At 65.5% G+C, this 21,544-nt stretch carries 27 protein-coding genes; 6 read left to right on the top strand and 21 right to left on the bottom strand.

What is annotated here, in order from left to right; translation table 11 throughout:
* Window positions 1–46: 46 nt before the first annotated feature.
* Both EGM87_RS14550 and yczE read right to left on the bottom strand, forming a co-directional pair.
* Window positions 47–553, bottom strand: a complete 507-nt coding sequence (locus EGM87_RS14550) for a DUF1993 domain-containing protein (protein ID WP_048577330.1) — start codon at window positions 551–553, stop codon at window positions 47–49.
* A 120-nt stretch (window positions 554–673) separates the two neighbouring features.
* Window positions 674–1,276 (bottom strand): membrane protein YczE, encoded by a 603-nt coding sequence (yczE, locus tag EGM87_RS14545; protein WP_137710050.1) that lies wholly within the window; start codon window positions 1,274–1,276, stop codon window positions 674–676.
* An 89-nt stretch (window positions 1,277–1,365) separates the two neighbouring features.
* Between yczE and yczR the strand changes: the two genes are divergently transcribed.
* Window positions 1,366–2,829 (top strand): MocR-like transcription factor YczR, encoded by a 1,464-nt coding sequence (yczR, locus tag EGM87_RS14540; RefSeq protein WP_137710051.1) that lies wholly within the window; start codon window positions 1,366–1,368, stop codon window positions 2,827–2,829.
* Window positions 2,830–2,965: 136 nt separating this feature from the next.
* Here yczR and EGM87_RS14535 read toward each other — a convergent pair whose 3' ends face one another.
* A complete protein-coding gene (locus EGM87_RS14535; RefSeq protein WP_137710052.1) occupies window positions 2,966–3,529 on the bottom strand; it encodes a thiamine phosphate synthase in 564 nt (187 codons plus the stop codon).
* 17 nt (window positions 3,530–3,546) lie between these two features.
* Between EGM87_RS14535 and EGM87_RS14530 the strand changes: the two genes are divergently transcribed.
* Window positions 3,547–4,293, top strand: coding sequence for a YggS family pyridoxal phosphate-dependent enzyme (locus tag EGM87_RS14530; protein ID WP_099185546.1), 747 nt, complete (start codon window positions 3,547–3,549; stop codon window positions 4,291–4,293).
* Here the strand turns inward: EGM87_RS14530 and EGM87_RS14525 are convergent.
* Together EGM87_RS14525 and pdeM are read right to left on the bottom strand one after the other, a co-directional pair.
* Entirely contained in the window at window positions 4,271–7,036 is a 2,766-nt protein-coding gene (locus tag EGM87_RS14525) for a TonB-dependent receptor (RefSeq protein ID WP_137710053.1), read from the bottom strand. The genes EGM87_RS14530 and EGM87_RS14525 overlap by 23 nt on opposite strands.
* A gap of 188 nt (window positions 7,037–7,224) precedes the next feature.
* The gene (pdeM, locus tag EGM87_RS14520; RefSeq protein WP_025549630.1) at window positions 7,225–7,884 is read right to left on the bottom strand and encodes a ligase-associated DNA damage response endonuclease PdeM; all 660 of its coding nucleotides are present in this window, start codon (window positions 7,882–7,884) and stop codon (window positions 7,225–7,227) included.
* A gap of 65 nt (window positions 7,885–7,949) precedes the next feature.
* Here pdeM and trhO point away from each other — a divergent pair, with 65 nt between their 5' ends.
* Entirely contained in the window at window positions 7,950–8,786 is an 837-nt protein-coding gene (gene trhO / locus EGM87_RS14515; RefSeq protein WP_503345415.1) for an oxygen-dependent tRNA uridine(34) hydroxylase TrhO, read from the top strand.
* 48 nt (window positions 8,787–8,834) lie between these two features.
* Here trhO and EGM87_RS14510 read toward each other — a convergent pair whose 3' ends face one another.
* From EGM87_RS14510 to EGM87_RS14495, 4 genes are read right to left on the bottom strand one after another with little or no spacing between them, the layout of a single operon-like run.
* Window positions 8,835–9,098: a hypothetical protein gene (locus tag EGM87_RS14510; RefSeq protein ID WP_137710054.1), complete on the bottom strand. Its 264-nt coding sequence runs from the start codon at window positions 9,096–9,098 to the stop codon at window positions 8,835–8,837.
* A 7-nt stretch (window positions 9,099–9,105) separates the two neighbouring features.
* On the bottom strand, window positions 9,106–9,816 hold the full coding sequence (locus EGM87_RS14505; protein ID WP_137710055.1) for a M48 family metallopeptidase: 711 nt from the start codon (window positions 9,814–9,816) through the stop codon (window positions 9,106–9,108).
* A complete protein-coding gene (locus EGM87_RS14500) occupies window positions 9,797–10,222 on the bottom strand; it encodes a YcgN family cysteine cluster protein (protein ID WP_048577548.1) in 426 nt (141 codons plus the stop codon). The genes EGM87_RS14505 and EGM87_RS14500 overlap by 20 nt, the downstream gene beginning before the upstream one ends.
* 3 nt (window positions 10,223–10,225) lie before the next feature.
* Window positions 10,226–10,882 (bottom strand): SCO family protein, encoded by a 657-nt coding sequence (locus EGM87_RS14495; protein WP_171010055.1) that lies wholly within the window; start codon window positions 10,880–10,882, stop codon window positions 10,226–10,228.
* A 47-nt stretch (window positions 10,883–10,929) separates the two neighbouring features.
* Between EGM87_RS14495 and EGM87_RS14490 the strand changes: the two genes are divergently transcribed.
* Window positions 10,930–11,553, top strand: a complete 624-nt coding sequence (locus EGM87_RS14490) for an ankyrin repeat domain-containing protein (RefSeq protein WP_238320117.1) — start codon at window positions 10,930–10,932, stop codon at window positions 11,551–11,553.
* A gap of 116 nt (window positions 11,554–11,669) precedes the next feature.
* On the opposite strand, the gene EGM87_RS14485 is transcribed toward EGM87_RS14490, so the two are convergent.
* The 11 genes from EGM87_RS14485 to EGM87_RS14435 all read right to left on the bottom strand — a co-directional run bounded on the left by EGM87_RS14485 (window position 11,670) and on the right by EGM87_RS14435 (window position 18,764).
* Entirely contained in the window at window positions 11,670–12,164 is a 495-nt protein-coding gene (locus EGM87_RS14485; RefSeq protein ID WP_137710057.1) for an MmcB family DNA repair protein, read from the bottom strand.
* Between the two features lie 99 nt (window positions 12,165–12,263).
* Complete coding sequence (locus EGM87_RS14480) at window positions 12,264–12,911, bottom strand: cell wall hydrolase (protein WP_025549622.1); 648 nt, start codon at window positions 12,909–12,911, stop codon at window positions 12,264–12,266.
* A 176-nt stretch (window positions 12,912–13,087) separates the two neighbouring features.
* A complete protein-coding gene (locus EGM87_RS14475; RefSeq protein WP_171010056.1) occupies window positions 13,088–13,438 on the bottom strand; it encodes a DUF1491 family protein in 351 nt (116 codons plus the stop codon).
* Window positions 13,428–13,937, bottom strand: coding sequence for a PaaI family thioesterase (locus EGM87_RS14470; RefSeq protein WP_037482870.1), 510 nt, complete (start codon window positions 13,935–13,937; stop codon window positions 13,428–13,430). The genes EGM87_RS14475 and EGM87_RS14470 overlap by 11 nt, the downstream gene beginning before the upstream one ends.
* A complete protein-coding gene (locus tag EGM87_RS14465; protein WP_025549619.1) occupies window positions 13,897–14,364 on the bottom strand; it encodes a PTS sugar transporter subunit IIA in 468 nt (155 codons plus the stop codon). The genes EGM87_RS14470 and EGM87_RS14465 overlap by 41 nt, the downstream gene beginning before the upstream one ends.
* A gap of 119 nt (window positions 14,365–14,483) precedes the next feature.
* The gene (gene hpf, locus EGM87_RS14460; protein WP_025549618.1) at window positions 14,484–15,080 is read right to left on the bottom strand and encodes a ribosome hibernation-promoting factor, HPF/YfiA family; all 597 of its coding nucleotides are present in this window, start codon (window positions 15,078–15,080) and stop codon (window positions 14,484–14,486) included.
* 95 nt (window positions 15,081–15,175) lie between these two features.
* A complete protein-coding gene (gene dnaQ / locus EGM87_RS14455; RefSeq protein ID WP_044660585.1) occupies window positions 15,176–15,868 on the bottom strand; it encodes a DNA polymerase III subunit epsilon in 693 nt (230 codons plus the stop codon).
* A gap of 45 nt (window positions 15,869–15,913) precedes the next feature.
* Window positions 15,914–16,507, bottom strand: a complete 594-nt coding sequence (gene coaE, locus EGM87_RS14450) for a dephospho-CoA kinase (RefSeq protein ID WP_044660584.1) — start codon at window positions 16,505–16,507, stop codon at window positions 15,914–15,916.
* 19 nt (window positions 16,508–16,526) lie between these two features.
* Window positions 16,527–17,348: a shikimate dehydrogenase gene (gene aroE, locus EGM87_RS14445; protein WP_044660583.1), complete on the bottom strand. Its 822-nt coding sequence runs from the start codon at window positions 17,346–17,348 to the stop codon at window positions 16,527–16,529.
* The gene (locus EGM87_RS14440; protein WP_044660582.1) at window positions 17,345–17,938 is read right to left on the bottom strand and encodes a Maf family protein; all 594 of its coding nucleotides are present in this window, start codon (window positions 17,936–17,938) and stop codon (window positions 17,345–17,347) included. Before EGM87_RS14440 ends, aroE begins: the two co-directional genes overlap by 4 nt.
* Window positions 17,939–17,942: 4 nt before the next feature.
* Window positions 17,943–18,764 carry a pyruvate, water dikinase regulatory protein gene (locus EGM87_RS14435; protein ID WP_025549613.1) on the bottom strand — a complete coding sequence of 274 codons (822 nt, stop codon included), beginning with the start codon at window positions 18,762–18,764 and terminating at the stop codon, window positions 17,943–17,945.
* Window positions 18,765–19,051: 287 nt separating this feature from the next.
* Between EGM87_RS14435 and hemE the strand changes: the two genes are divergently transcribed.
* Window positions 19,052–20,113: a uroporphyrinogen decarboxylase gene (gene hemE, locus EGM87_RS14430; protein WP_044660581.1), complete on the top strand. Its 1,062-nt coding sequence runs from the start codon at window positions 19,052–19,054 to the stop codon at window positions 20,111–20,113.
* A gap of 14 nt (window positions 20,114–20,127) precedes the next feature.
* Window positions 20,128–20,568: a CopD family protein gene (locus EGM87_RS14425; RefSeq protein WP_025549611.1), complete on the top strand. Its 441-nt coding sequence runs from the start codon at window positions 20,128–20,130 to the stop codon at window positions 20,566–20,568.
* Window positions 20,569–20,606: 38 nt separating this feature from the next.
* Here the strand turns inward: EGM87_RS14425 and panC are convergent, their stop codons facing one another.
* On the bottom strand, window positions 20,607–21,452 hold the full coding sequence (panC, locus tag EGM87_RS14420; protein ID WP_137710058.1) for a pantoate--beta-alanine ligase: 846 nt from the start codon (window positions 21,450–21,452) through the stop codon (window positions 20,607–20,609).
* Between the last annotated feature and the right edge of the window lie 92 nt (window positions 21,453–21,544).

Genomic DNA, 21,544 nt, shown 5'->3' with positions numbered 1-21,544 from the left:
GCAGGCGGGAGGGGAATGCCTTATGACGGCCGTCGCCACCCGGCCGCTAAATCCCACCCAGATAATCGATCTTGCTCAGCGGCACCCCCGCCTGCCGCAGCAGGGCATAGGCGGTCGAAACATGGAAATAGAAATTGGGCAGCGCAAAGCCCAGCGCATGGCTGCGTCCGGTAAAGCGGAATTCGCCGCGAGGGCCCTTGAGGATCACTTCCGCATCTTCCCGCCCGTCGATCCGCTCGCGAGGCACGGATTCCAGGAAGGCGATGGTCTTGCCGATCCGTCCTTGCAGGTCGGCAAAGCTCTGCTCCGTATCGGGCATGGCAACCGGATCGAGCCCGCCGATGCGTGTAACCGCCCCCTTGGCGCTGTCGCTGGCATATTGCACCTGTCCGGTGAGCGGAGCCATGTCCCCGATCAGGCGCGCCTGCGTCAGCGTCAGTGGATCGATGCCCTTTTCTTCCGCATGGGCGGCGCCCTTCTCCAGAATGGCGGAAAGGTTGCGCAGCCCGCGGATGAAGACGGGAACGGTCAGGTCGTACAGGTCAGTCGCCACCAGGCTCTCCTCATGATCGTGAGGCGCCTAGATATGGCGTGAATCGCTACAGTCGATACCCGCGCGAGATAAAAGGACCGGCCGGCGGACTCCATGCCGGCCGGTCAGGGGGCAACCGGATCAGCCAAGCGCAGGGCGTTCGCGCGGGGCAATGGCGAAGAAGGGCAAGGCATGGTGCACGATCCACCCGATCGTCGCCGCATAGAGCAGGGTGCCGAGGCCCACCGTGCCGCCCAGCAGCCAGCCGACCGCCAGCACGCCGATCTCGATACCGGTGCGGACCCATTTGACCGGCAATCCGGTCCGGCGGCAGAAGCCCGTCATCAACCCGTCGCGCGGGCCCGGGCCCAATCCCGCGCCGATATAGGCGCCGCCCGCAATGCCGTTGAGGACGATCCCCGCCGCCAACCAGGCGAAGCGCATGGCATAGCCCTCCGGCGTGGGCAGGATCATCAGGCTGAGGTCCACCGCCGTGCCGATCACCGCAATGTTGCAGACCGTGCCGATACCGGGCCGCTGACGCAGCGGCCACCAGAGCAACAGCACGATCGCCCCGACCAGATTGACCGTCATGCCGAAACTCAGACCCAGGCGCGGCGCCAATCCCTGATGCAGCACGTCCCAGGGATCGAGCCCCAGATCGGCGCGCAGCATCAGGGCCATGGAGAAGCCGTAAAGGCCAAGGCCCCAGAAAAGCTGGAAAAGGCGGCGGTGCATCATCATGGCGGTTGAAATCACCCGAAATGGCCTTTTACAAAATGGCCATTATTGGGTAAGTGGCCTCCTCCCTTTCCGGATTGGAACCTATGGTCATGTCCACTTCCCTGTTGCGGCCGCCTTCCCTGCTTCGCCTGCTGGGCGCCTGGCGCGCCGAAGACAGCGCGGAGCCCGCCTATCGCCAATTGGCGCAGGCGCTGCGGATGCTGGTGCTGGATGGGCGCGTCGGCCTGAACGTCCGCCTGCCCGGGGAACGGGAACTGGCCGCCGCGCTGGGCCTCAGCCGCACGACCATCGCCGCCGCCTTCGACCGGCTGCGCGACGAAGGCTTTCTGGAAAGCCGGCAGGGATCGGGCAGCATCACCCGCCTGCCGCCCGGCCGGATGGAACAGGCCCTGCCGGAAATCGACATGATCGACGGCGGCAATATCCTGAACTGGACCCATGCCGCATTGCCGGCCGCGCCGGGCGTGGGCCGCGCCTATCAGGTCGCGGTGGAGGCCCTGCCCGCCTTTCTGGGCGAGCTGGGGTACGACCCTTTGGGCCTGCCGCCGCTGCGCCGGGCGATCGCCGCCTATTATGAGCGGCGGGGATGTCCCACCAGTCCGGACCAGATCATCGTCACCAACGGCGCGCAGCAGGGATTTTCGCTGTTGCTCCACTGGCTGGCGGGACCGGGCGACCGGGCGGTGATCGACCATCCCACCTATCACAACGCGATCCAGGCCTTGCAGCGCGCCCATGTCGTGCCGGTGCCTGTCGGCCTGCCCGCGCAGGGATGGGACATCGACGCGATGGAAGCGGCCTTCCGCCAGACCAGTCCGCGCTTCGCCTATATCATCGCGGATTTCCACAATCCGACGGGGCGCAGCATGGACCCGGGCACCCGCCGCGCGCTGGTGGCTGCGGCGACGCGCAGCCATATGCCGCTGATCATCGACGAGACCATGGCGGCGATGGGTCTGGACAATATGCCGCCGCCGCCGGTCGCCGTGCATGATCCTTCCGGGCGGCAGGTCATCACCCTGGGTTCGGCCAGCAAGATCTTCTGGGGTGGGCTGCGCGTCGGCTGGATTCGCGCCGATCCGCAGACCGTCGCGGCGCTGGGACGGCTGCGCACGACGATGGACATGGCGAGCCCGGTGGTGGAGCAGCTTGCCGTCGCGCATCTGATCGATAGCGATGAAGGGCTTGGCCCGCGGGCGGGGATCCTGCGGGGGCGTCGCGATCATCTGCTGGGGCTGATCGAACGACACCTGCCGCACTGGCGTGCCGAATCCCCTGCCGGCGGCCTGTCGCTCTGGGCGGAACTGCCGCGCGGCGAGGCGACGGCGCTGGCCGCCATTGCCGAGAGTCATGGCGTGCGTGTCGCGCCTGGGCCGCGCTTCGGCGTGAGCGGGGCATTCGAGCGCTTCCTCCGCCTGCCCTTCACCTTATCGGAGGAGCAACTGACCGCTGGCGTCGAGCGGTTGGCGGAAGCCGATGCGCGGCTTCACGCCCGCATGCCGCGCGGCCGCGATTCCCTGGCGGCGGCGTTGGAGGCGGATCGGCTGATCTGAGCGCTGGCGGATATCGGTCATGAACTGCCATCGGCGCGGCATGCCCCTGCGGAGGAATCCGCAGGAGACAAACAGCTCGCGAGAGTAAGGTGCGGCCTTTGGATGGTCGCCCGCCGACCACCGCCTCTTACCGCCGTCACCAGCCCGACAGGCCATCGATGGCGGCCCAGCCGGAAGCGCCGATTGCCTTCAGCATATGCCGATGCGCCGCGTTCACCCCGCCCAGGGCGATTACCGGCATAGGAGCAAGCCGGGCCAGGGCGGCGAAGCCCGCTCGCCCCAATAGGGGTGAACCGGGATGCGAGCGCGTCGGGAAGAGTGGCGAGAGCAGGACGATATTTGCCCCCCAGCGCACGGCTTCCGCCATCTCCCGCCCATCATGCACCGGCCTGCTGTGGAGCAGCGCCTTTCCTGCCCGCCGCCGGTCACGTCCGTGCCAGCCATCGGCACGCCAGGCCTGCGCCTGTGCCGCCGTGCCGCCCAGCATCAGCACCAGCCGCCGCCTTCGGGCAATCCGGGCGATCCGATCGAACAGGGCGTGCCGCTCCGCCGCGGCCGTGCGATAGTGCCGGAATATGACTCCCGCCTTCCCCTTGGGCAGACGGGCGACAGCAGCCAGCAGGGCAGGCTCCCCGATGCGTTCGTCGGTCATCAACCAGATTGTCGGCAATTTTTTGCGGTGGCGGCGTTGCATGGCCATCGCCTATAGCAGCCGCCATGACGACCGACAGCATCGAAGCCGCAGACCGGCTGGCCGCGAACCGATTGGCCGAGATACGCGACGCCATGGGCCGCGCCGCCCGCCTTACCGGCCGCACCGCCGACGACATCACCCTGATCGCCGTGTCGAAGACGCAGGCGGCGGACGCCATCCGCCCGTTGATCGCGGCAGGCCAGCGGGTCTTCGGGGAAAATCGCGTGCAGGAAGCGGAAAGCAAATGGCCTGCCCTGCGGGAGGAGCATGAGGGCCTTCAACTGCACCTCGTCGGCCAGCTCCAGTCGAACAAGGCGGCCGACGCGGTCGCCCTGTTCGATGTCATCCATTCGCTCGACCGGCCGTCGATGCTGACGGCGCTGGCCAAGGCCATGGACGCGGCGGACAGGCGGGTGCCCTGCTTCGTGCAGGTCAATATCGGTGCGGAAGCGCAAAAAGGCGGTTGTCCGATTGCCGACGTGCCCGCGTTGATCCGATCGGCCCGGGACGCGGATATTCCGCTGCTGGGCCTGATGTGCGTGCCGCCGGCCGACATCGAACCCGCGCCCTTCTTCGCGCTTCTCGCCAAGATGGCGCGGGAGGAGGGGATGGAACAGCTCTCCATGGGCATGTCGGGGGATTATGAAACCGCGATCATGCTGGGCGCCACGCACATCCGCGTCGGCACGGCCCTGTTCGGGGAACGCCCTGCCGCTCGCCCGGCACCGGGGAGCGGCAGGGGCATGATCAGAAACTCCCGCGAAGGGTGATGCCGTAGGTGCGGGGATCGCCCAGATAGGCGGAGATCAACTGGTTCGCCATCGGTGCGCCCAGGGCGAACTGGCCGGTGGTCGAGGTGGACGGGCTGCTCGACTGTAGCGGGCTGCTGAAGGCGACCTGGCTATAGTCCTGGTTGAAGATGTTCTGGCCCCAGAATTCAACCGCCCAACGCTGCTGCGGCCCGCGAATGCCGACACGGGCATTGAACACCGCATAGCCGTCCTGCCGCTTTTCGGGGAACAGGTCCGAACCGGTGTTGAAGTCGCTGCTCATGCGCCCGTCGATATAGAAAAGCGCCGACAGGCCGTTGGAGCCGAGCGAAGGCGTCCACGACGCGCTGACCGTTGTCACGACTTCCGGCGCCTGGGAGTTGATCGAACCCGGCAGCAGGAACAGCGCCGGATCGAGCGGCACCGTTCCGTCGCCGCTGCCGACCAGGCGGTTGGCGAATTTGGCGCGGGCATAGGTGAAGCCCCCCGCGACGCGCACGTTCCGCACCGGGGTTGCCGACAGTTCCAGTTCCACGCCCTGGCTGATCAGGCCGGGTCCCACATCGCCGCCCGCGCAGGTCCGCGCCGCCGTCAGCGCGCCGTCGCAGCCATTGATGTTCTGGACGACGAAGCTGGTGCCGTTGAAGGTGTTCAACTGGAAATTCTTGAACTCCTGCCGGAAGGCGGCGATGTTGGCGCTCCATTTGGGCTGGGTATATTTCAGGCCCACTTCGAACGCATCGACCTTTTCAGCGGCGAAGCGCAGACTGGTGACGTCGGCATTGGTGCGCGGCGCGAATACGGCCGGCACCGCGTTCAGGCCCGTCGATCCGAGCTGGAAGCGGTCGAGATTGTAGCCGCCCGCCTTATAGCCCTTCGAATAGCTGCCATAGACCAGCAGTTCGTCGATCGGCTTCCATGACAGGACGGCGGTGCCGGAAAACTCCCCATCGCTGATCTTGTCATTGAGGTCGAGCGCGTTCAGCCCGGTCGATCCGTTGCCGAGACAGCCCAGGGTCAGGATGCCGCCCGCCAGGGCCGCCGCGCTGCCGAGCTGCGCATTGGTCGCGATGGCGGGAAGGCTGGAGGCCTGCAAGGCCGCGCAGGTGGCGTTGTTATTGTTGAGGTCCGCCGAGAAACGCTTGCTCTCATGGGTGTAGCGAAGACCCAGCGTCAGATCGAGCTGCTTTGCGATATGGATGATATTATGGGTGAACAACGCCCAATTCTCGCTCTTCTGATGGTAGAGCGAGGCAATGTCGCCGGTGCCCGAAGGGATCGCCGCCAGCGCGCGGAGACCATTGCCCAGGCCGGTCGAAATCGCCCCGGCCTGCAAGGCTGGAACGCCGGCAAGGACGAGACCGCCGTTGAGCTGCGCCTGCGTGCCGGCGATCAGCGCCTGCGTCGCAAGCCCGCTGCCGCAAGCGGCAAGCTGCGCCGCCGTCAAATTGCTGTTGGCGCCTGCCCCCGCCATCAGGCGGCAAGCGGCAAAGCGGCCATAGTCCGCGCCGAAGACGATATTATCCTCCAGCGTCAGCTTTTCATGCGCATAATAGCCGCCGACCAGCCAGTCGAGCACATCGTTGAAGGCCGATCCCTGCGCTCTGAGTTCCTGGGTGAAGGTCCTGAACTGGCGATAGGTGTTGGGATCGCGGTAGAGCAGGTCGGCCCCGCTATAGTCGTAATCGCCATAGTCCTGGCTCTTGTAATCGCGATAGGCGGTTATGCTGGTCAGCTTGGCGCCGCCCAGATCATAATTGATCTCGCCCGAAACGCCCCAATCCTTGAGCTTGCTCACATAATTCCGGCCCGCCGTGATGGTGAGGTCGCGGTCATAGGGATCGGCGGCAAAGACGCTGCCCTGCCCCGCCAGAATGGCGGCGATCCGGTTGAAGGGCGCCGTGCTGTAGCCCCCGCCGGCGACCGGACGGCGTTCCCGCGTCTCCATATAGGCGGCGCCGCAGCAGCTTTCGTCGCGATGGGTATAATCCCCGATGAGGCGGATGGAGAGCGCGTCATTCGGCTCGAACAACGCCTGCCCGCGCAGGAAATAGCGGTCGCGGTCATTGGTTTCCCCGACCTTGGCGCCGCTGGCATTCACCAGATCGTAGAAGCCGTCGCGCCTGGACCAGACGCCATCCAGGCTCAGCGCCAGCTGATCGCTGATCGGCCCGGTGATGCGGCCGGCAAGGCGCCAATAATCATAGTTGCCGTAAGTGATCTCCGCCTTGCCCGCGAGCTTGAACTCCGGCGCCTTGCTGATGATGTTGATGAGGCCGGCGGAGGCGTTGCGCCCGAACAGCGTGCCCTGGGGACCGCGCAGCACCTCGACCCGCTCGATCTCACCCAGTTCGTTGAGGCCGGCGCCGGTGCGCGAGCGATAGACGCCGTCGATGAACACCGCGACCGAGCTTTCCAGCCCCGGATTGTCGCCCACCGTGCCGATGCCGCGGATGCGGGCAGAGGCATTGGCCTCTGTCCCCGTGGAGGACAGCAGCAGCGAAGGGGCGAGCTGGTTGAGCGCGCGAATATCCGTCGCGCCGCTATTCTGCATCGCCTGCGCCGTCACGGCGGACACGGCGATCGGCACGTCCGACAGCGGGCTGGCGCGTCGGGTGGCGGTGACGATGATGTTGACGCTTTCCGGATCGACCGCGGTTCCACCGTCCTGCGCCCATGCGACCGGAACGCTGCTGCCCAATGCAACGGCACCGGCAGAAATCAGCCAAAGGCTCTTCTTCATGATGATGCTCCCTCTCCTTATCCGCGCGGCTTTGCGTCGCGTCGAATTATTGTCGAACTATGCTGCCACAGCAGGATGAAGGCAAGATATGCCTGCTTTTCAGAGGCTTTGATCCCCCATGGTGACCGGATTCTCATGCACTGTCACCTAAAGGAGACAGCTTAAATTCCGGTTTCCGTTACGTCCGCCTAAGCAATGGGAAAACGCAGCAGACGGCCGGCGACCGGCACCAGGGCGGCCGCACCCGATCCCATCACCCGGCGAATCTCGCCATGACCGGCATCGAGGCCGCCCGTCAGGGCGCCAAGGGCAGGCAGAATCAATTTGGTCCGCGATCCGACGAAGCAGCGCCGCGACACGTGGCGTCCGCGCACGGACAGGCGGAACTTGGGGTGGAAATGCCCTGATATTTCCGGCCGGGGGTCGGCAGGGTCCGCCTCATGCCGCAGCCAGATGCCGTCCACCTGCATGTCCGTGCGACGCGTGCCGCCGGGCGTCCGCGCCATGCCGGCATCGTGATTGCCGGTGATCCAGACCCAGTCGAGCCTGTCCGTCAACACGGCCAGTCTTGCCCGCGCCGCCGGATCGAGCCGGGCCGCGCCATCGGCATCGTGAAAACTGTCGCCCAGCGACCAGACGGCCCGCGCGCCCGTCCGTTCCACCAGCATCTCGATCATGTCCAGCGTCGCCAGGCTGTCATGGGGCGGCAGGAACTGCCCGGATCGGGCGAACCAGCTTGCCTTTTCGAAATGCAGGTCGGCCACCAGCAGGGCGGAGCGCGCCGGCCAGAACAGCGCAGCCTCCGCCAACGCCAGAAAATCATGACCCGCGAACGAAAGGGGAACCATGGCCTGCCTATGCCCCCTTGCCCCGCCGCTTTCAAGAGGGCAGCGAAGCGGCTATGGGCGCTGCCATGGAATCCGCTTTCACCATTGCCGCGCTTTACCGTTTCGCGAGCTTCGCCGATCCGGAGGCGATTGCCCGCGATTTGCGCCTGCTCTGCGCCGACCTTGGCACCTGCGGCACGCTGATCGTCGCTGGGGAGGGGATCAACGGCACGGTCGCGGGGAGCGAGAGGGCGATTGCGGCGCTGGTCGCGCATATCCGGGCATATCCGGGCTGCGCAGATCTCGACGTCAAATATGCCCATGGCGACAGCCCGCCCTTCGCCCGGATGAAGGTGAAGGTGAAGGCGGAGATCGTGACGCTGGGCGCGGGCGATCTCGACCCGGCGCATCAGGCGGGCACGCATCTCGATCCGGTGGAATGGAACGCCCTGATAGCCGATCCGGACACGGTCGTGATCGATACGCGCAATGCCTATGAAGTGTCGGTGGGCAGCTTCGAAGGGGCGATAGATCCCGGCACCCGCTCCTTCCGCGATTTCCCGGCCTGGTTCGACGATTTTGCCGAAAAGCTGCGCGAGGAGGGCTGCACGCCGCGCATCGCCATGTTCTGCACCGGCGGCATAAGATGCGAGAAATCGACCGCGCTGGTCAGGGCCCGCGGTTTTGAGGAGGTCTATCATCTGCGCGGCGGCATCCTGCGCTATCTGGAGGAAATGCCCGAAAAGGACAGCCTTTGGCAGGGCAACTGCTATGTGTTCGACGAGCGCGTGGCGGTGGGCCATGGGCTGAAGGCGGGCGATTATGTCACCTGCCGGGCCTGCGGCTTGCCGCATGTGCGGGATGCCGCGCATGATTGCGCGGCGGACGGGTCGGGCGTCTGGCCGCACAGGAACCAGGGCTGAAGGACCAGGGCATAGCGTGATCCCGCCTTCGCAGGAGCAGCTTGCACTTCACCGGGCCGGCGTTTCGACCAGTTCCGCTATCTCGAACGCATAGCGTTTCCAGCCGCGCATCCGCGCGCCTTCTTCCGCCGCCGTCCGCTTCCTCTTCGCCTCGGCCAGCGAGCGGCTGTGGCCCCAGAAAACCTCCGTCCTGCCATTCTCCAGTATCGCGATGATGCGCCAATAATGGGTGAAGGCGTCCGCCGTGGGCCCGATGGTCTTCACATAGCCGTCCGGCATCGTCGCCGTCAGATAGCGCTTCTTCCTGCCCATGGGCCTGTCACCCGACGAAGCGGTGCAGCGCGGTCCCATGGGCGCGCAGCCAGGCCCGCGCAGGCCGGGGGTCTTCGCCCAATATCCGCTTGTGGGCCGCGTGAAAGGCAGGGCTGTGATCCATGTGCAGCAGATGCGCCAGCTCATGCGCCACGGTCGCCCGGCGCACCTCCGGCGGGCAGAGGATCAGCCGCCAGCTATAGCGGATCGCCCCGCTGGAGGCGCAGCTCGCCCAGCGGCTGCGCGGATCGCCAATGCCGACCGACGCCACGATCAGCCCATTGTCCCGCGCCATTTCATGGCTTTCGGTCTCCAGCACGGCCTTCGCCCGCATCTTGAGCCAGCGCAGCACCCGCGACCCGACTGATTCCGCCGCGCCGCCCAGCAGCAGCCGGTCGCCCTCCAGCCGGATCGTGCGGGAAGCGCCTTCGACCCAGCAGATGCGCACCTCCCGCCCCTCCAGCGGGAAGACGGCGCCATCGCCCAGCGTGACAAACGCGGGTTGCCGCGCCATTTGCGACCGGACCCAGCCCTCATGTTCCTGCGCCCAGCCGAGCGCGCGCTTAAGATTGGCGCGGGTCGGCAGCGAGAGCCGCAACTCCCCCCGCGCTTGGTCCAGCGACAATCGATAGGCCTTGGCCCGCGCCGACCGGCGGACCCGCACCGGAACGGCGATGCCGTCGATCAGGATTTCGGCGTCAGAGTTCTCTGTCGACAAGATGGTTTTCCCAATCGCCGGCGTCGGCTTCCGCAATGGTCCAGCCGCGCACGGACTCCTGGGCCCGGTGCACCGCCTCGCGGTCGCCGCAGATCAGATAGTGCCATTCGGGCAATGGCTTGCCCTCGCCCCGCAGCCGATAGGCGCAGGTGCGCGGCAGCCAGCTTATCGTCTTCACCTTGGCAGGGGTCAGCCGCACGCAATCGGGCACGAAGCGGCGGCGTTCCTTATAGTTGGTGCACTGCCCGCTATGCCGGTCCAGCAGGCGGCAGGCGACATTGGTGGGGTAGATGTGCCCCGTATCCTCATCCTCCGCCTTGTGCAGGCAGCATTTGCCGCAGCCGTCGCACAGCGCTTCCCACTCCGCGCGGTCCAGTCTGTCGAGGGGCTTTTCCCAGAAGTCCAACCGTCACTTCACCCATTTTTCGAGGAAGGCCGTCACCCTGGCGGGATCGCCCTCATCCACATCCGGCGTTCCCGGATCGTCCACCGGCACCAGCGCGACCGGCGCGCCGTCGCCCCCGAAGAGATAGGGCGTGCGGCTGTGGCTGACCAGATAGCCGCTCGCGCCCTTCGCCTCTTCCTTATTGTAGAGCACGACGAAATCCTTCGCCACCCTGGCGATCTCGTCAGGGGTGCCGGTCAGGCCGATCAGGCGCGGATGGAAGGCCGCGACATAGGTTTTGAGGATGGCGGGCGTGTCCCGATCCGGATCGACGCTGATGAAGATCGGCTGGACCTTTGCGGCGAGCGCCGGTTTATCCTTCTCGAACTTCGAAAAGCCCTGCATGATCCGTTGCAGGTCGATCGGGCAGACATCGGGGCAATAGGTGTAGCCGAAATAGACCAGCCGATACTTGCCCTTGAAATCCTCCCAGCGGACCTTCTTCCCGTCCTGATCGGTCAGGGTGAAGGGCGCGCCGATGCTCGCACCGTGCAGATCGCCCTGGGCGCTTTCATCGCCGCTTGATGCATTGCCCCCGGCCCCCATATTACAGGCTGCCAGCAGGGCGGTCAGCGGCAGGGCGAGCGAAATCAGCGCTTTGTTCATGGCGCCGCCAGCCATGCCCTGCTATGGCCCGATTTGCAAATCCCAACGGGGCTATGGACATAATGACAGGACGTTTTCCGGCTTGGATGGGCCTTGGCCGTGCCGCCGCTCTGGCCCTGGCGCTGCTGTCGCCGGTCGCGGCGCAGGCGCAGTTTTCCGACAATTACAATTTTCTGAAGGCGGTCAAGGACGCCGACGGGCAGAAGGTGACCGACCTGATCCAGAAGCCGGGATCGACCGTCATCAACAGCCGCGACGTGACGACGGGCGATACCGCGCTGCATCTGGTCGTCGCCCGGCGGGACAATACATGGCTGACCTTTCTGCTCGCCAAGGGCGCGAACCCGAACCTGACCGACAATAACGGCAACACGCCGCTGATGGACGCGGTGCAGGCCCGGTTCGAGGAAGGCGTGCGCAGCCTGCTGACCTATAATGCGCAGGTGGACAAGGCGAATGGCAGCGGCGAGACGCCGCTGATCCGGGCGGTGCAGCTTCGCGACGTGGCGCTGGTCCGGCTGCTGGTCGCGCAAGGCGCCAATCCCGACAAGCGCGACACGATCGCCGGCATGTCGGCGCGGGACTATGCGGAGCGCGACGCCAGGACGCCGGGGCTGGTGGAAGCGCTGAGCGCTGCGAAGACGAAGACAGCGCCCAAGGGACCGGTGCAGGGGCCGGTGTTCTGATTTTTTTCCTGAAGCGAACATCAGACGATGCGTGTTCCTGCGCAGGAGCACGTATCGCTTAAGGGGAATGTCGCGGGAGACGATCCGTCCCCTCGTCGATCTCCACGCAGATCAGACTACCACCCCAGTTCCGCGGCATGATCCGGGTCCGCCAGCGCCGTCAGCCGCCTGGCTGCCCGCCTAGCAAAGCGCAGCGTTTCCGCCTTGCGCCGCGCGGCCGCCAGCGGCTCCATGGGTGCGGGGCGCACCAGTTCGGCGTCATATTGGTCCGCGACGATCAATCCCGTCCGTCCCGGCCATAGCGCCTCGCTCTCGAACAGCGACAGGTCGAAGCCTGACGGCACGGCCCAGAAATAGCGGTCGCAATAATCGAAATAGTCGGGCCATTTCATGTCGCCCAACAGGTCGGCGCGGCTGCACTTGATCTCCACGATGGTGATCCGACCCGACCCGTCCAGCGCCATGATGTCGGCGCGCCGGCCATTGGGCAGCGGCACTTCCAATATCCCGCTCATGTCATGCCGGAAGAACAGGCGCAGCGTGCCCCGCGCCACGGCCAGAGCCGTGCCGTCCGTGAGGGGCGAACAACTGTCGGAAAGATCGGATTCCATGTCCGGTTCTTAGAACAGGAAGGGAACAAAAGGAAAGGGCCGATTCAGGATCGCCCGAACCGGCCCTTCTTCACCCCCTGCGCGCCGGGCGCGAAACGGTCAGCGATAGAAGACGTGATTGTCTATCGCGGCGAGCTGGCGCTTGCCCCAGCCGGGCGAAACCCGACGGGCGTGGAAATAGAGCGCACCCTCTGCCTTGCTGTCCCAGCTATCGTCCATCGCGATCTGGGCGATGGCGACGGCCTCGCGCCAGCTTTCGCTGCCCAGGCGGATCGACGGCATGCCATTGCCGCGCACGAAGCTGAACTGGCCGGGCTGATAGACGACGCCGCACAGGCTGTCGGCAAAGCGGCCGGACCGGGCGCGATTGATGATGACGCGGGCAACGGCCAACTGGCCTTCCAGGCTTTCGCCCTTGGATTCGAAATAGACGGCGCCGGCCAGGCACTTCATGTCGCCGGAAACATCCTCGGCCGCGCCCTGCGCGTCCACGAGGGCGGCGAGATTGTCGGCCTTCACATCGGCGCTGTCGGAAAGGGGAGCCAGCGGCTGCACGACTTCGCGCGGCGCGGCGAAAGTGACGGCGGGCGTGGCGCCGGCCGGAGCTGCATTCAGCTCATTGCTTCCCGGAAGGGAAAGGACCGACGGAGCCGCCTCGGAAGCGCTCGACATGTCGGCCGCGGTAACCGCCGCTGTGGCGGAAAGGGAAAATGCCGCGAAGATCGCAGCCTTCAGACGAAAACTCATTACAGCTCAAAATCGTGCGGTTCTTGGCCGGGAACGTCAAAAAACCCCTAAAACACGACGTTCGGCCGCCCCCCGTCTGCGTGTTTACCGCATCCGCCCCCCATGGACGAAAACCGGCAACCTGCGCGTTGAAAGCGTCGGAGGCCTGTGCCCGCGCGAGGAAAATGAGTCAACGATCAACAGATCGTTTCAGCGGCGAACCGTTCCGCATCCGCGATGTCGAGTTCAACGACCCACAGATCGGGGTCCGATCCGCGCCGGCGCGCAAGATATTGAGCCATGGCCTCGGCCCCCTTTTCCGGGTCCGGGCCGCAGCGGGTGAGGCGATAGCCGCCCGCATAATCAGGAACGCGTTCGAACAGCCCCTGTTCCCGGCCATTTTCCAGCGCCTGGAGCAGGATCACGCCGCTGACGGCATCGCCCTTCACCAGCACCGTGGCAAAGCCGCCCGCCGCGGCGCAGCGGCGCATCAGGACACCGACCAGCATGGCGCTGGTCAGCCGCGCGTCGGATGGGTCAGCCGGCATAGCCCGGCAGGGAGGAGAGGGGGAATTGCGACCGCATGAAGGTGCCGGTGCCGCGCCCGACCTCCTCGCCGTCGGCGTCGATCAGGCTGGCCTCCGCCACATAGACGCGCCGCTTTCCGCTGATCCAGCGCCCTTCGGCCCGAATCCGGCCCGGCCCGATCGGGCGGGTGAACAACAGGTTGAAGCTGGTGGTCAGCAGGAAGCGATCGCTGACCAGGCTGTTGGCCGCGTAGAAGGCCGCATCGTCCAGCATCTTGAAATAGACCGTGCCGTGCACCGCGCCGGCCGCATGGAACTGCGTCTCGTCCACGTCGAAATGGATGATCGACCGGCCTTCTTCCGGAATCGTCAGTTCCGACCGGAACAGCCGGTTGATCGGTGCGGAACGGTAGAGGGACTCCAGCGCCCGGAAATGCGCCTGCTCCCCGCTGGGCAAGGCGCTGGCGGCGGAACCCGGATCAGGCAGCGTCACGCGCCTCGCCACCGGCGAGCAGGGCATGGAGCGCCGCCGTCGACTTGGCGCCGCGCAGCCGGGCGATCTGCCCCTCGTCACGCAGGTAGCGCGAAACGCGGGCCAGGGTCTTCAGATGTTCGGCGCCCGAATCCACCGGAGAGAGCAGCGCGAAGACGATGTCCACCGGCGCTTCGTCCACAGCGTCGAAAGGAACCGCCGGATCGAGCAGCACCACCACCCCGCACATTTTCTGAAGGCCGGGAATCTTCGCATGGGGAATCGCGACTCCGCCCCCAAAGCCGGTCGAGCCCAGTTTCTCACGCTCCAGCAGCGCCTCCGCCACCGGATCGGCAGCCAGACCGTAGGCCTGCGCAGCCAAGGCCGCAACCTTCTGAAACAACTGCTTCTTGCCGTTCACCGAAAGGGCGGTGCCCAATGCATCCGGTGCGACGATATCGTTGAAATGAACCATGCCGAATCCCAGCCGAGCCGCGCCCAGCTTCGGAAAAATGACGCAATGCCCGGATCTTTAAAGTCCGGCCCCATAGGCCGCCAGCGGATCGAGGTCAACCGGCGGCCGGCGGAAGGCGATCAGCCCAGGCGGGGCTCTACCCAGCCGATGGTCCCGTCCTGCCGCCGATAGACCATGTTGTACGCCGCCGTTCCGGCATTGACGAACAGCAGCGCATTGGTGTTGCGCAGGTCGAGCATCATCACCGCGTCCGACACGCTGGCTTCGGGAATGTCGACCCGGGTTTCCGCCACGATCAGCGGCGCTTCGGCCGGGTCCTCTTCATCGGCCGGGGACGCGAAAATCGTGTAGCCGGCGCCGTCCAGTTCATCGGCGCCATATCCATTGGCCCGGCTGGCCTCCGCCGCCGCGGCCTGCGCGCTGCGGTCCTTCAGGCGGCGCAGATAGCGGCGCAACTGCTTCTCGATCCGTTCGGCCGCCTGATCGAAGGCAGGATGCGCCTCCTGCGCCTCTCCGGCGCCCTTCAGGATCAGTCCGGTCATGACATGGCAGACGATGTCGCAATGGAAGGCGCCGTGCGGGGCCGGCCGGAATGTGACCTGGGCGGAAAGCGCGCGGGAGAAATATTTCTCGGCCATGGCCTCCAGACGGGTCCAGACATGCTGCTTGAGCGCGTCACCCGTATCGACCTGATGCCCGGAAACACGAATATCCATATGCCTTCTCCTTATTCTTGCCGGACCGCCCGGGATTGGCGACCCGGTTGGCGTGGAGGCCGTGAAGGCAGCCCATCCCGAAGGGACAGCCGTAATCAGGCCTCCTCAAGCCAGAGCGGCTTGTCCAGCGTCGCGACGAACGCTGCATGCCGCTCCAGCTCCTCCGCGCCTGCCGCAAAGACACGCGCGGGACGAACAGGGCGAACCGCGACTTCCGCCGCAAGTTCCATATTTACAACGAGTTTCTCTTCCTCCTGTGCAAGACCGAGGCCGATCTGACGGCCGCCGGTCAGTTCGATGTAAAGCTGGGCCAGCAATTCGGCGTCGAGCAGCGCGCCATGCTTGATGCGATGGCTGCGGTCGATGCCGTAGCGGGTGCAGAGCGCGTCGAGGCTGTGCTTGGCGCCGGGGTGAAGCTGCCGGGCGATGGCGACGGTGTCGATCATCCGCTCCATCGACACTTCAGGCAGCTTGCACAGCTTCAGTTCGTGATTGAGGAAGCCGAAGTCGAAGCGCGCATTATGGGCGACCAGATGGCTGTCCTCCAGAAAGGCGAGCAGTTCCTCCACCCCATGGGAAAATAGCGGCTTGTCCTTCAGAAAAGCGTCGGACAGGCCGTGCACCGCCTCGGCCGCGGCCGGCATCGACCGCTGCGGATTGTAATAAGCGTGGAAGGTGCGGCCCGTGGGAACCCGGTTGAGGAGTTCGATGCATCCGATCTCGACCAGGCGATCGCCGGAGGCTGGGTCGAATCCCGTCGTTTCGGTGTCGAAAATGATCTCGCGCATCGCCCTCTACAACGACTCTTGCCGGCCAACCTCGCCGGCCCCCTCTTATCGGCCTGTCTTCGCACCAAGGCAAGCGACCAAGCGGCGAACCTGGAAGCGGGTCTCAGCGAAGGTCGTGCCCGTATGGATGATATAGTCGGCCCGCCGCCGCTTTTCAGCATCGGGTGTTTGCAGATGGACAATCCGGCGAAATTTTGCAGCGGTCATGCCGGGCCGGGCCAGAACCCGCTTGCGCTGCTTCCAGGCAGGGGCGGTGACCACGATGACGCCGGCCAGCCGACGATGGCCATGGGTTTCGAACAGCAGCGGAATGTCCAGCACGACGAACCGGCGCGATCGGTTCCGTTGCAGAAAGGCCTTGCGGCTCTGCTGCACGGCGGGATGGACGATGGCTTCCAGCGCCTTCAATTCCTGGGGATGACCGAAGACCGCCGCGCCCAGCTTCGCCCGGTCGACGCCCTTGGGACCGGTCGTGCCGGGAAAGCGCGCCTCTATCGCCGGCAGCAGCGCGCCGCCCGGCCCCTGCAGGCGATGCACCTCCGCATCGGCGTCGAACAGGGGAACGCCTTCCCGCCGCAACATCCCCGCGACGGCGGACTTCCCCATGCCGATGGAGCCGGTGAGACCGTAGATCTTCATCCCATCATCTTCATGAATCTCAGGCGGCGAGCAGCAGGGCGCGCAATTCCTCGTCCCGTTCGCGCGGCGCCTCCGCATCGAAGAAGATGTCGAAGGCCAGCGCCGCCTGCCCGATCAGCATCTCCAGCCCGTCTAGGGTCTTCAGGCCCCGGATGCGCGCCGCCTTGAGCAACTCCGTCTCCAGCGGCGCATAGACGATGTCATAGACCGTCGCTTCCGGGCCCAGCGGCGAAAGGTCCAGGTCCAGCACCGGCTGGCCCACCATGCCGAGCGAGCTGGTGTTGACGAGCAGGTCCGCCCGGGGGAGCGCATCGGTCATGCCGATCACGCGGCCCCTGACCCCTGCACGGTCGAGCAGCGCCTGACCCTTGGCCGCATCGCGCACCATGACGGTGATGTCCGGCACGCCCAGGCTGGTGAGGGCGAACAGGATCGCCCGCGCCGCGCCGCCCGCCCCCACCAGAACGGCGCTCTGCCCCTTCCACCTGTCGCGCAGCAATGGCTGGAGGAATCCGCCCGCATCCGTATTCGTGCCGATCAGCGGTCCGCCCGTCTCGCTGGCGATGGTGTTCATCGCCCCGATCCGTTCCCGGACGCCGCCCGGATCGTCGGTATAGTCCATCACCGCGATCTTGTGCGGAATGGTGACGTTGCAGCCAAGCCAGTCCGGATCGGCGCGCCGCGCCAGGAAATAGGCGGACAGGCCATCGCCGGTGACATGGGTCTTCCTGTATTCCGCCTCGATCCCCAGCGCATCGAGCCAGAAATTGTGGATCAGCGGCGACTTGCTGTGTTCGATCGGATCACCGATCACTTCGGCATAGGGGAGCTTGTCGGTCATGTCGCCAGAACGCCCCGGACGCGCAGAAAGTCAAGCAAAGGCAGCAGCGGCAGGCCCTGAATCGCGAACTGGCTGCCTTCGACCCGGCTGAAAAGCTGCGCGCCCGGCCCCTCGATCCGGTAGCAGCCGACGCACCAGCGGCAATTTTCCCAATCGCCGTCCAGATAGGATGTGATGAAAGCGTCCGACAGAGGCCGCACCGTCATCCGCACGCGCTCGACATGCCGCCAGATCGGTTCGCCGTTGAGCGCGATCACCGCCGCGCTGTGGAGATGATGCACCCGCCCGGAAAGCAGCTTCACTATGCGCTCCGCATCGGCGCGGTCGACCGCCTTGTCGATCATCGCGCCGTCATCCAGACTGAGGGTCTGGTCGCAGCCCAGCACCAGCCCGCCCGGCACCCGGCGCGAGACGCGAAGCGCCTTCAGTTCCGCCAGCGCATCGGCCAGTTGCCGCGCATCCAGGCCGTCGGCGCGCAGCGCTTCCTTCGCCGCTTCCTCGTCCACGCCGGGGGACAGCGCCTCGAACGGCACCTGCGCCGCTTCCAGCAGGGCGCGGCGGCTCGCGCTTTGCGATGCCAGCACGATCATGGTCTCATGCTCCTTCCGCCAGCACGCGGTCGTTGAACAGGTTGATGATGGCGGCGGCGGCTTCTTCGATCGACCGGCGGGTCATGTCGATCACCGGCCAGCCATTGTCCGCGAACATGCGCCGGGCGAAAGACAGCTCCTCCTGCACCCGGTCGATGTCGACATAGCTGGTCTCCGGCGCCTGGTTGAGCGACAGCAGGCGATTGCGGCGGATCTGCACCAGCCGTTCCGGGCTGACGGTCAGGCCGACCACCATCGGATGCTTCAGCGAGAACAGGCTGCGCGGCGGCGGCGACTGGATCACCAGCGGGATATTGGCGGTCTTGTACCCGCGATTGGCGAGATAGATGGACGTCGGCGTCTTGGAAGCGCGGGAAACGCCAGCCAGCACGATGTCCGCCTCCTCCCAATTTTCATGGCCCACGCCATCGTCATGGGCGATGGTGAACTGGATCGCCTCGATCCGCGCGAAATAGGCCTCGTCCAATATATGCTTGCGCCCCGGACGGTTGCGCGTTTCCTGCCCCAATATGTTGGAGAGGGCGTCGGTCACGCTGTCGAGCGCCGCCACATGGGGCAGGCCGAGCGCCCGGCAGCGCGTCTCCAGCCGACGCCGGAGCTGATGGTTGGAGAGGGTGAACAGCACCAGCCCCGGATTGGCGGCGATCTCCTCCATGATCCGGTCGAGATGGACGTCGGACCGAACCATCGGCCAGAAATGGCGCACCGCCTCGACATTCTCGAACGCGCCGATGGCAGCCTTCGCTATGTTTTCCAGCGTCTCGCCGGTCGAGTCCGAAAGCAGGTGGAGATGGATGCGCGACATGAAGAACATCTCTGTGGGGAGGCTGTGGATAAATCAAGGCATAGCTTGCGGGTGAAATCAGGCGCTTTTCGTCCTCCCCGATTCCGGGAATCTTCTCCACAGCCCGCCAACAGAAGGAAATTTCCACCCACAGCCTGTGGATAACGGGAATAAGCCGACTGACTCGGACCGGAATCGGCGGCCTTGAGGAGTCAAGTTGTTGGCAAATCGGGGCACAGCGCATAAACCCCGCTGCCAACCGCCCCACTATCTCCATCATCCTTTTGAATCTAAATATAAGAGAGTTTATGACGGGACCCGATGCCGCCCTTTCGAATGACCTGACGGCCAAGCCCTTGCTTTCGGTCCTGAAGGGTGCGCGCCCTGCCGTGCCGCCCATGTGGCTCATGCGTCAGGCAGGCCGTTACCTGCCGGAATATCGCGCCTTGCGGGCAGAAAAGGGCGGATTCCTCGAACTGGTCTATGACAGCGCGGCGGCGGCGGAAGTGACCCTCCAGCCCCTGCGCCGCTTCGGTTTCGACGGCGCGATCCTGTTTTCCGACATATTGATCGTGCCCTATGCCATGGGGCAGGATCTCTGGTTCGAGGCGGGGGAAGGCCCGCGCCTCGCACCGGTCCTGGCGGAGACGGAGCTGTCGGTCCTGAAACCGGATTTCAGCCGCTTCGAGGCGGTCTATGAGACGGTGCGGCAGGTCAAGGCGGCGCTGGACAGCCATGTGACCTTCCTGGGCTTTGCGGGCAGTCCCTGGACCATCGCGACCTATATGGTCGCCGGGCAGGGCAGCAAGGACCAGGGCGCCGCCCGTCGCCTTGCCTACAGCCAGCCGGAAAAATTCGGCGCGATCATCGATGCCATTGCCGATGCCACCGTGGTCTATCTCTCCGGCCAGATCGAGGCGGGCGTGGAGGCCGTGCAGCTGTTCGACAGTTGGGCGGGCAGTCTGGCCCCGCTGGAATTCGACCGCTGGGTGATCCAGCCCAACCGGCGGATCGTGGAGAAGCTGAAGGCGATCCATCCGGAGATTCCGGTGATCGGCTTTCCCAAGGGCGCGGGCGCGAAACTGGCGGATTATGCGGCGGGGACCGGCGTCGATGCGGTGGGCGTGGATGAAACGGTCGACCCGCATTGGGCCGACCGCGCGCTGCCGCAGGGCCTGCCGGTGCAGGGGAATCTCGATCCGCTGGCGCTGATCGCCGGCGGCAGGGCGGTGGAAGAGGCCGTGGACAATATCCGCGCCGCCTTTGCCGGTCGGCCGCATATCTTCAACCTGGGCCACGGGATTCTCCCCGACACCCCCATTGATCATGTCGAAGCGCTGATTAGCCATGTGCGCCGGATGCGGTCGTAGCGGGAGACTGAACCATGCCTTATCTGGGAGCAGCCTATTTGTGGGTCAAAGCCGCGCATGTCATCTTCGTCATCTTCCTGATGGCGGGCCTGTTCATGATGCCCCGCTTCTTCGTCTATCACCATCAATGTCCGGTGGGGTCGGACGAGGACAGGAAGTGGATCGACCGGGAAAGGCGGCTGCTCAGGATCATCCTCAATCCGTCCCTCATCCTGGTCTGGGTTTTCGGGCTTATGCTGATGGTCGAGATCGGCGCCTGGCATTTCGGCTGGTTCCACCTGAAGCTGCTCTTCGTGCTGGGCCTGTCGGGCTATCATGGCTGGATCGCGGGCTATGCCAAGAAGCTGGCCAAGGGGCTGCGGCCGCTCAGCGAGAAGCAATTGCGGCTGGTGAACGAGATTCCGGGAATCGCCGCCGCGGTGATCGTGATCGCGGTGATCGTAAAGCCCTTTTGACATGGCCGTCATCCCAGCCAAAGCCGGGATGACGGAAATCAAAGCGGATCGACCGGAATATTGTCGATCAGCCGTGTCTTGCCGAGCTTCGCCGCACCGAGCAGCCTTGCCGGGCGGTCCAGCACCGTCATCGGTTCCAGCGTCACGGCATCGCACAGCGACACATAGTCGATCGGATCGAAACCATGCGCCGCGAGCAGGGCAACGGCCCTGGCAAGGGCGGCCTCGACGGTCGCGCCCTTTTCCATCTGCCGCGCCGCTTCGCCCAGGGCGCGGGGCAGAGCCAGCGCTTCCCTGCGTTCCTCCTCGCTGAGATAGGCGTTGCGGGACGACAGCGCCAAGCCGTCCTCGGCCCGCTGGGTCGGCACCCCGACAAGCTCGATGGGAACGTCCAGATCGCGGACCATCTGCCGGATCACGGCGAGCTGCTGATAATCCTTCTCCCCGAACAGCGCGACATCGGGGCGGACCTGGTTGAACAGCTTCGCCACAACCGTCGCCACGCCGTCGAAATGGCCGGGCCGGGCCGCGCCGTCCAGACCTTCGGTCACGCCTGAGACGGAGATGTTGGTGGTATAGCCCGCCGGGTACATGACGTCCACGCTCGGCGCCCAGAGGATGTCGACTCCGGCCGCCTGCAGCATCTGCGCGTCCTTCGCCTCGCGCCGGGGATAGGCGTCCAGATCCTCGTTCACCCCGAACTGGCGGGGATTGACGAAGATCGACACCGCGACATGCCCGGCATGGCGGCGCGCTTCCTCGACCAGCGCCATATGCCCGTCATGCAGCGCGCCCATGGTGGGCACCAGAGCCATCAGTTTTCCGTCGCTTTTCAGCGCATCGACGGCGGCACGCAGGGAAGGCAGGTCACGGAGGATTTGCACGACAGGAACGGCTCCGATAAGGGCATCGACAGGGGTATATCCTGCTAAGGCACGACCGGCTGAAACGGTCAAGAATCATTGCGACAATCAAC

Source organism: Sphingobium sp. RSMS (assembly GCF_005406185.4).
In the GTDB taxonomy this organism is placed as follows: domain Bacteria; phylum Pseudomonadota; class Alphaproteobacteria; order Sphingomonadales; family Sphingomonadaceae; genus Sphingobium; species Sphingobium fuliginis.
The sequence above is the reverse complement of the archived record's forward strand: the minus strand, read 5'-3'. Positions and strand labels throughout refer to the sequence as shown.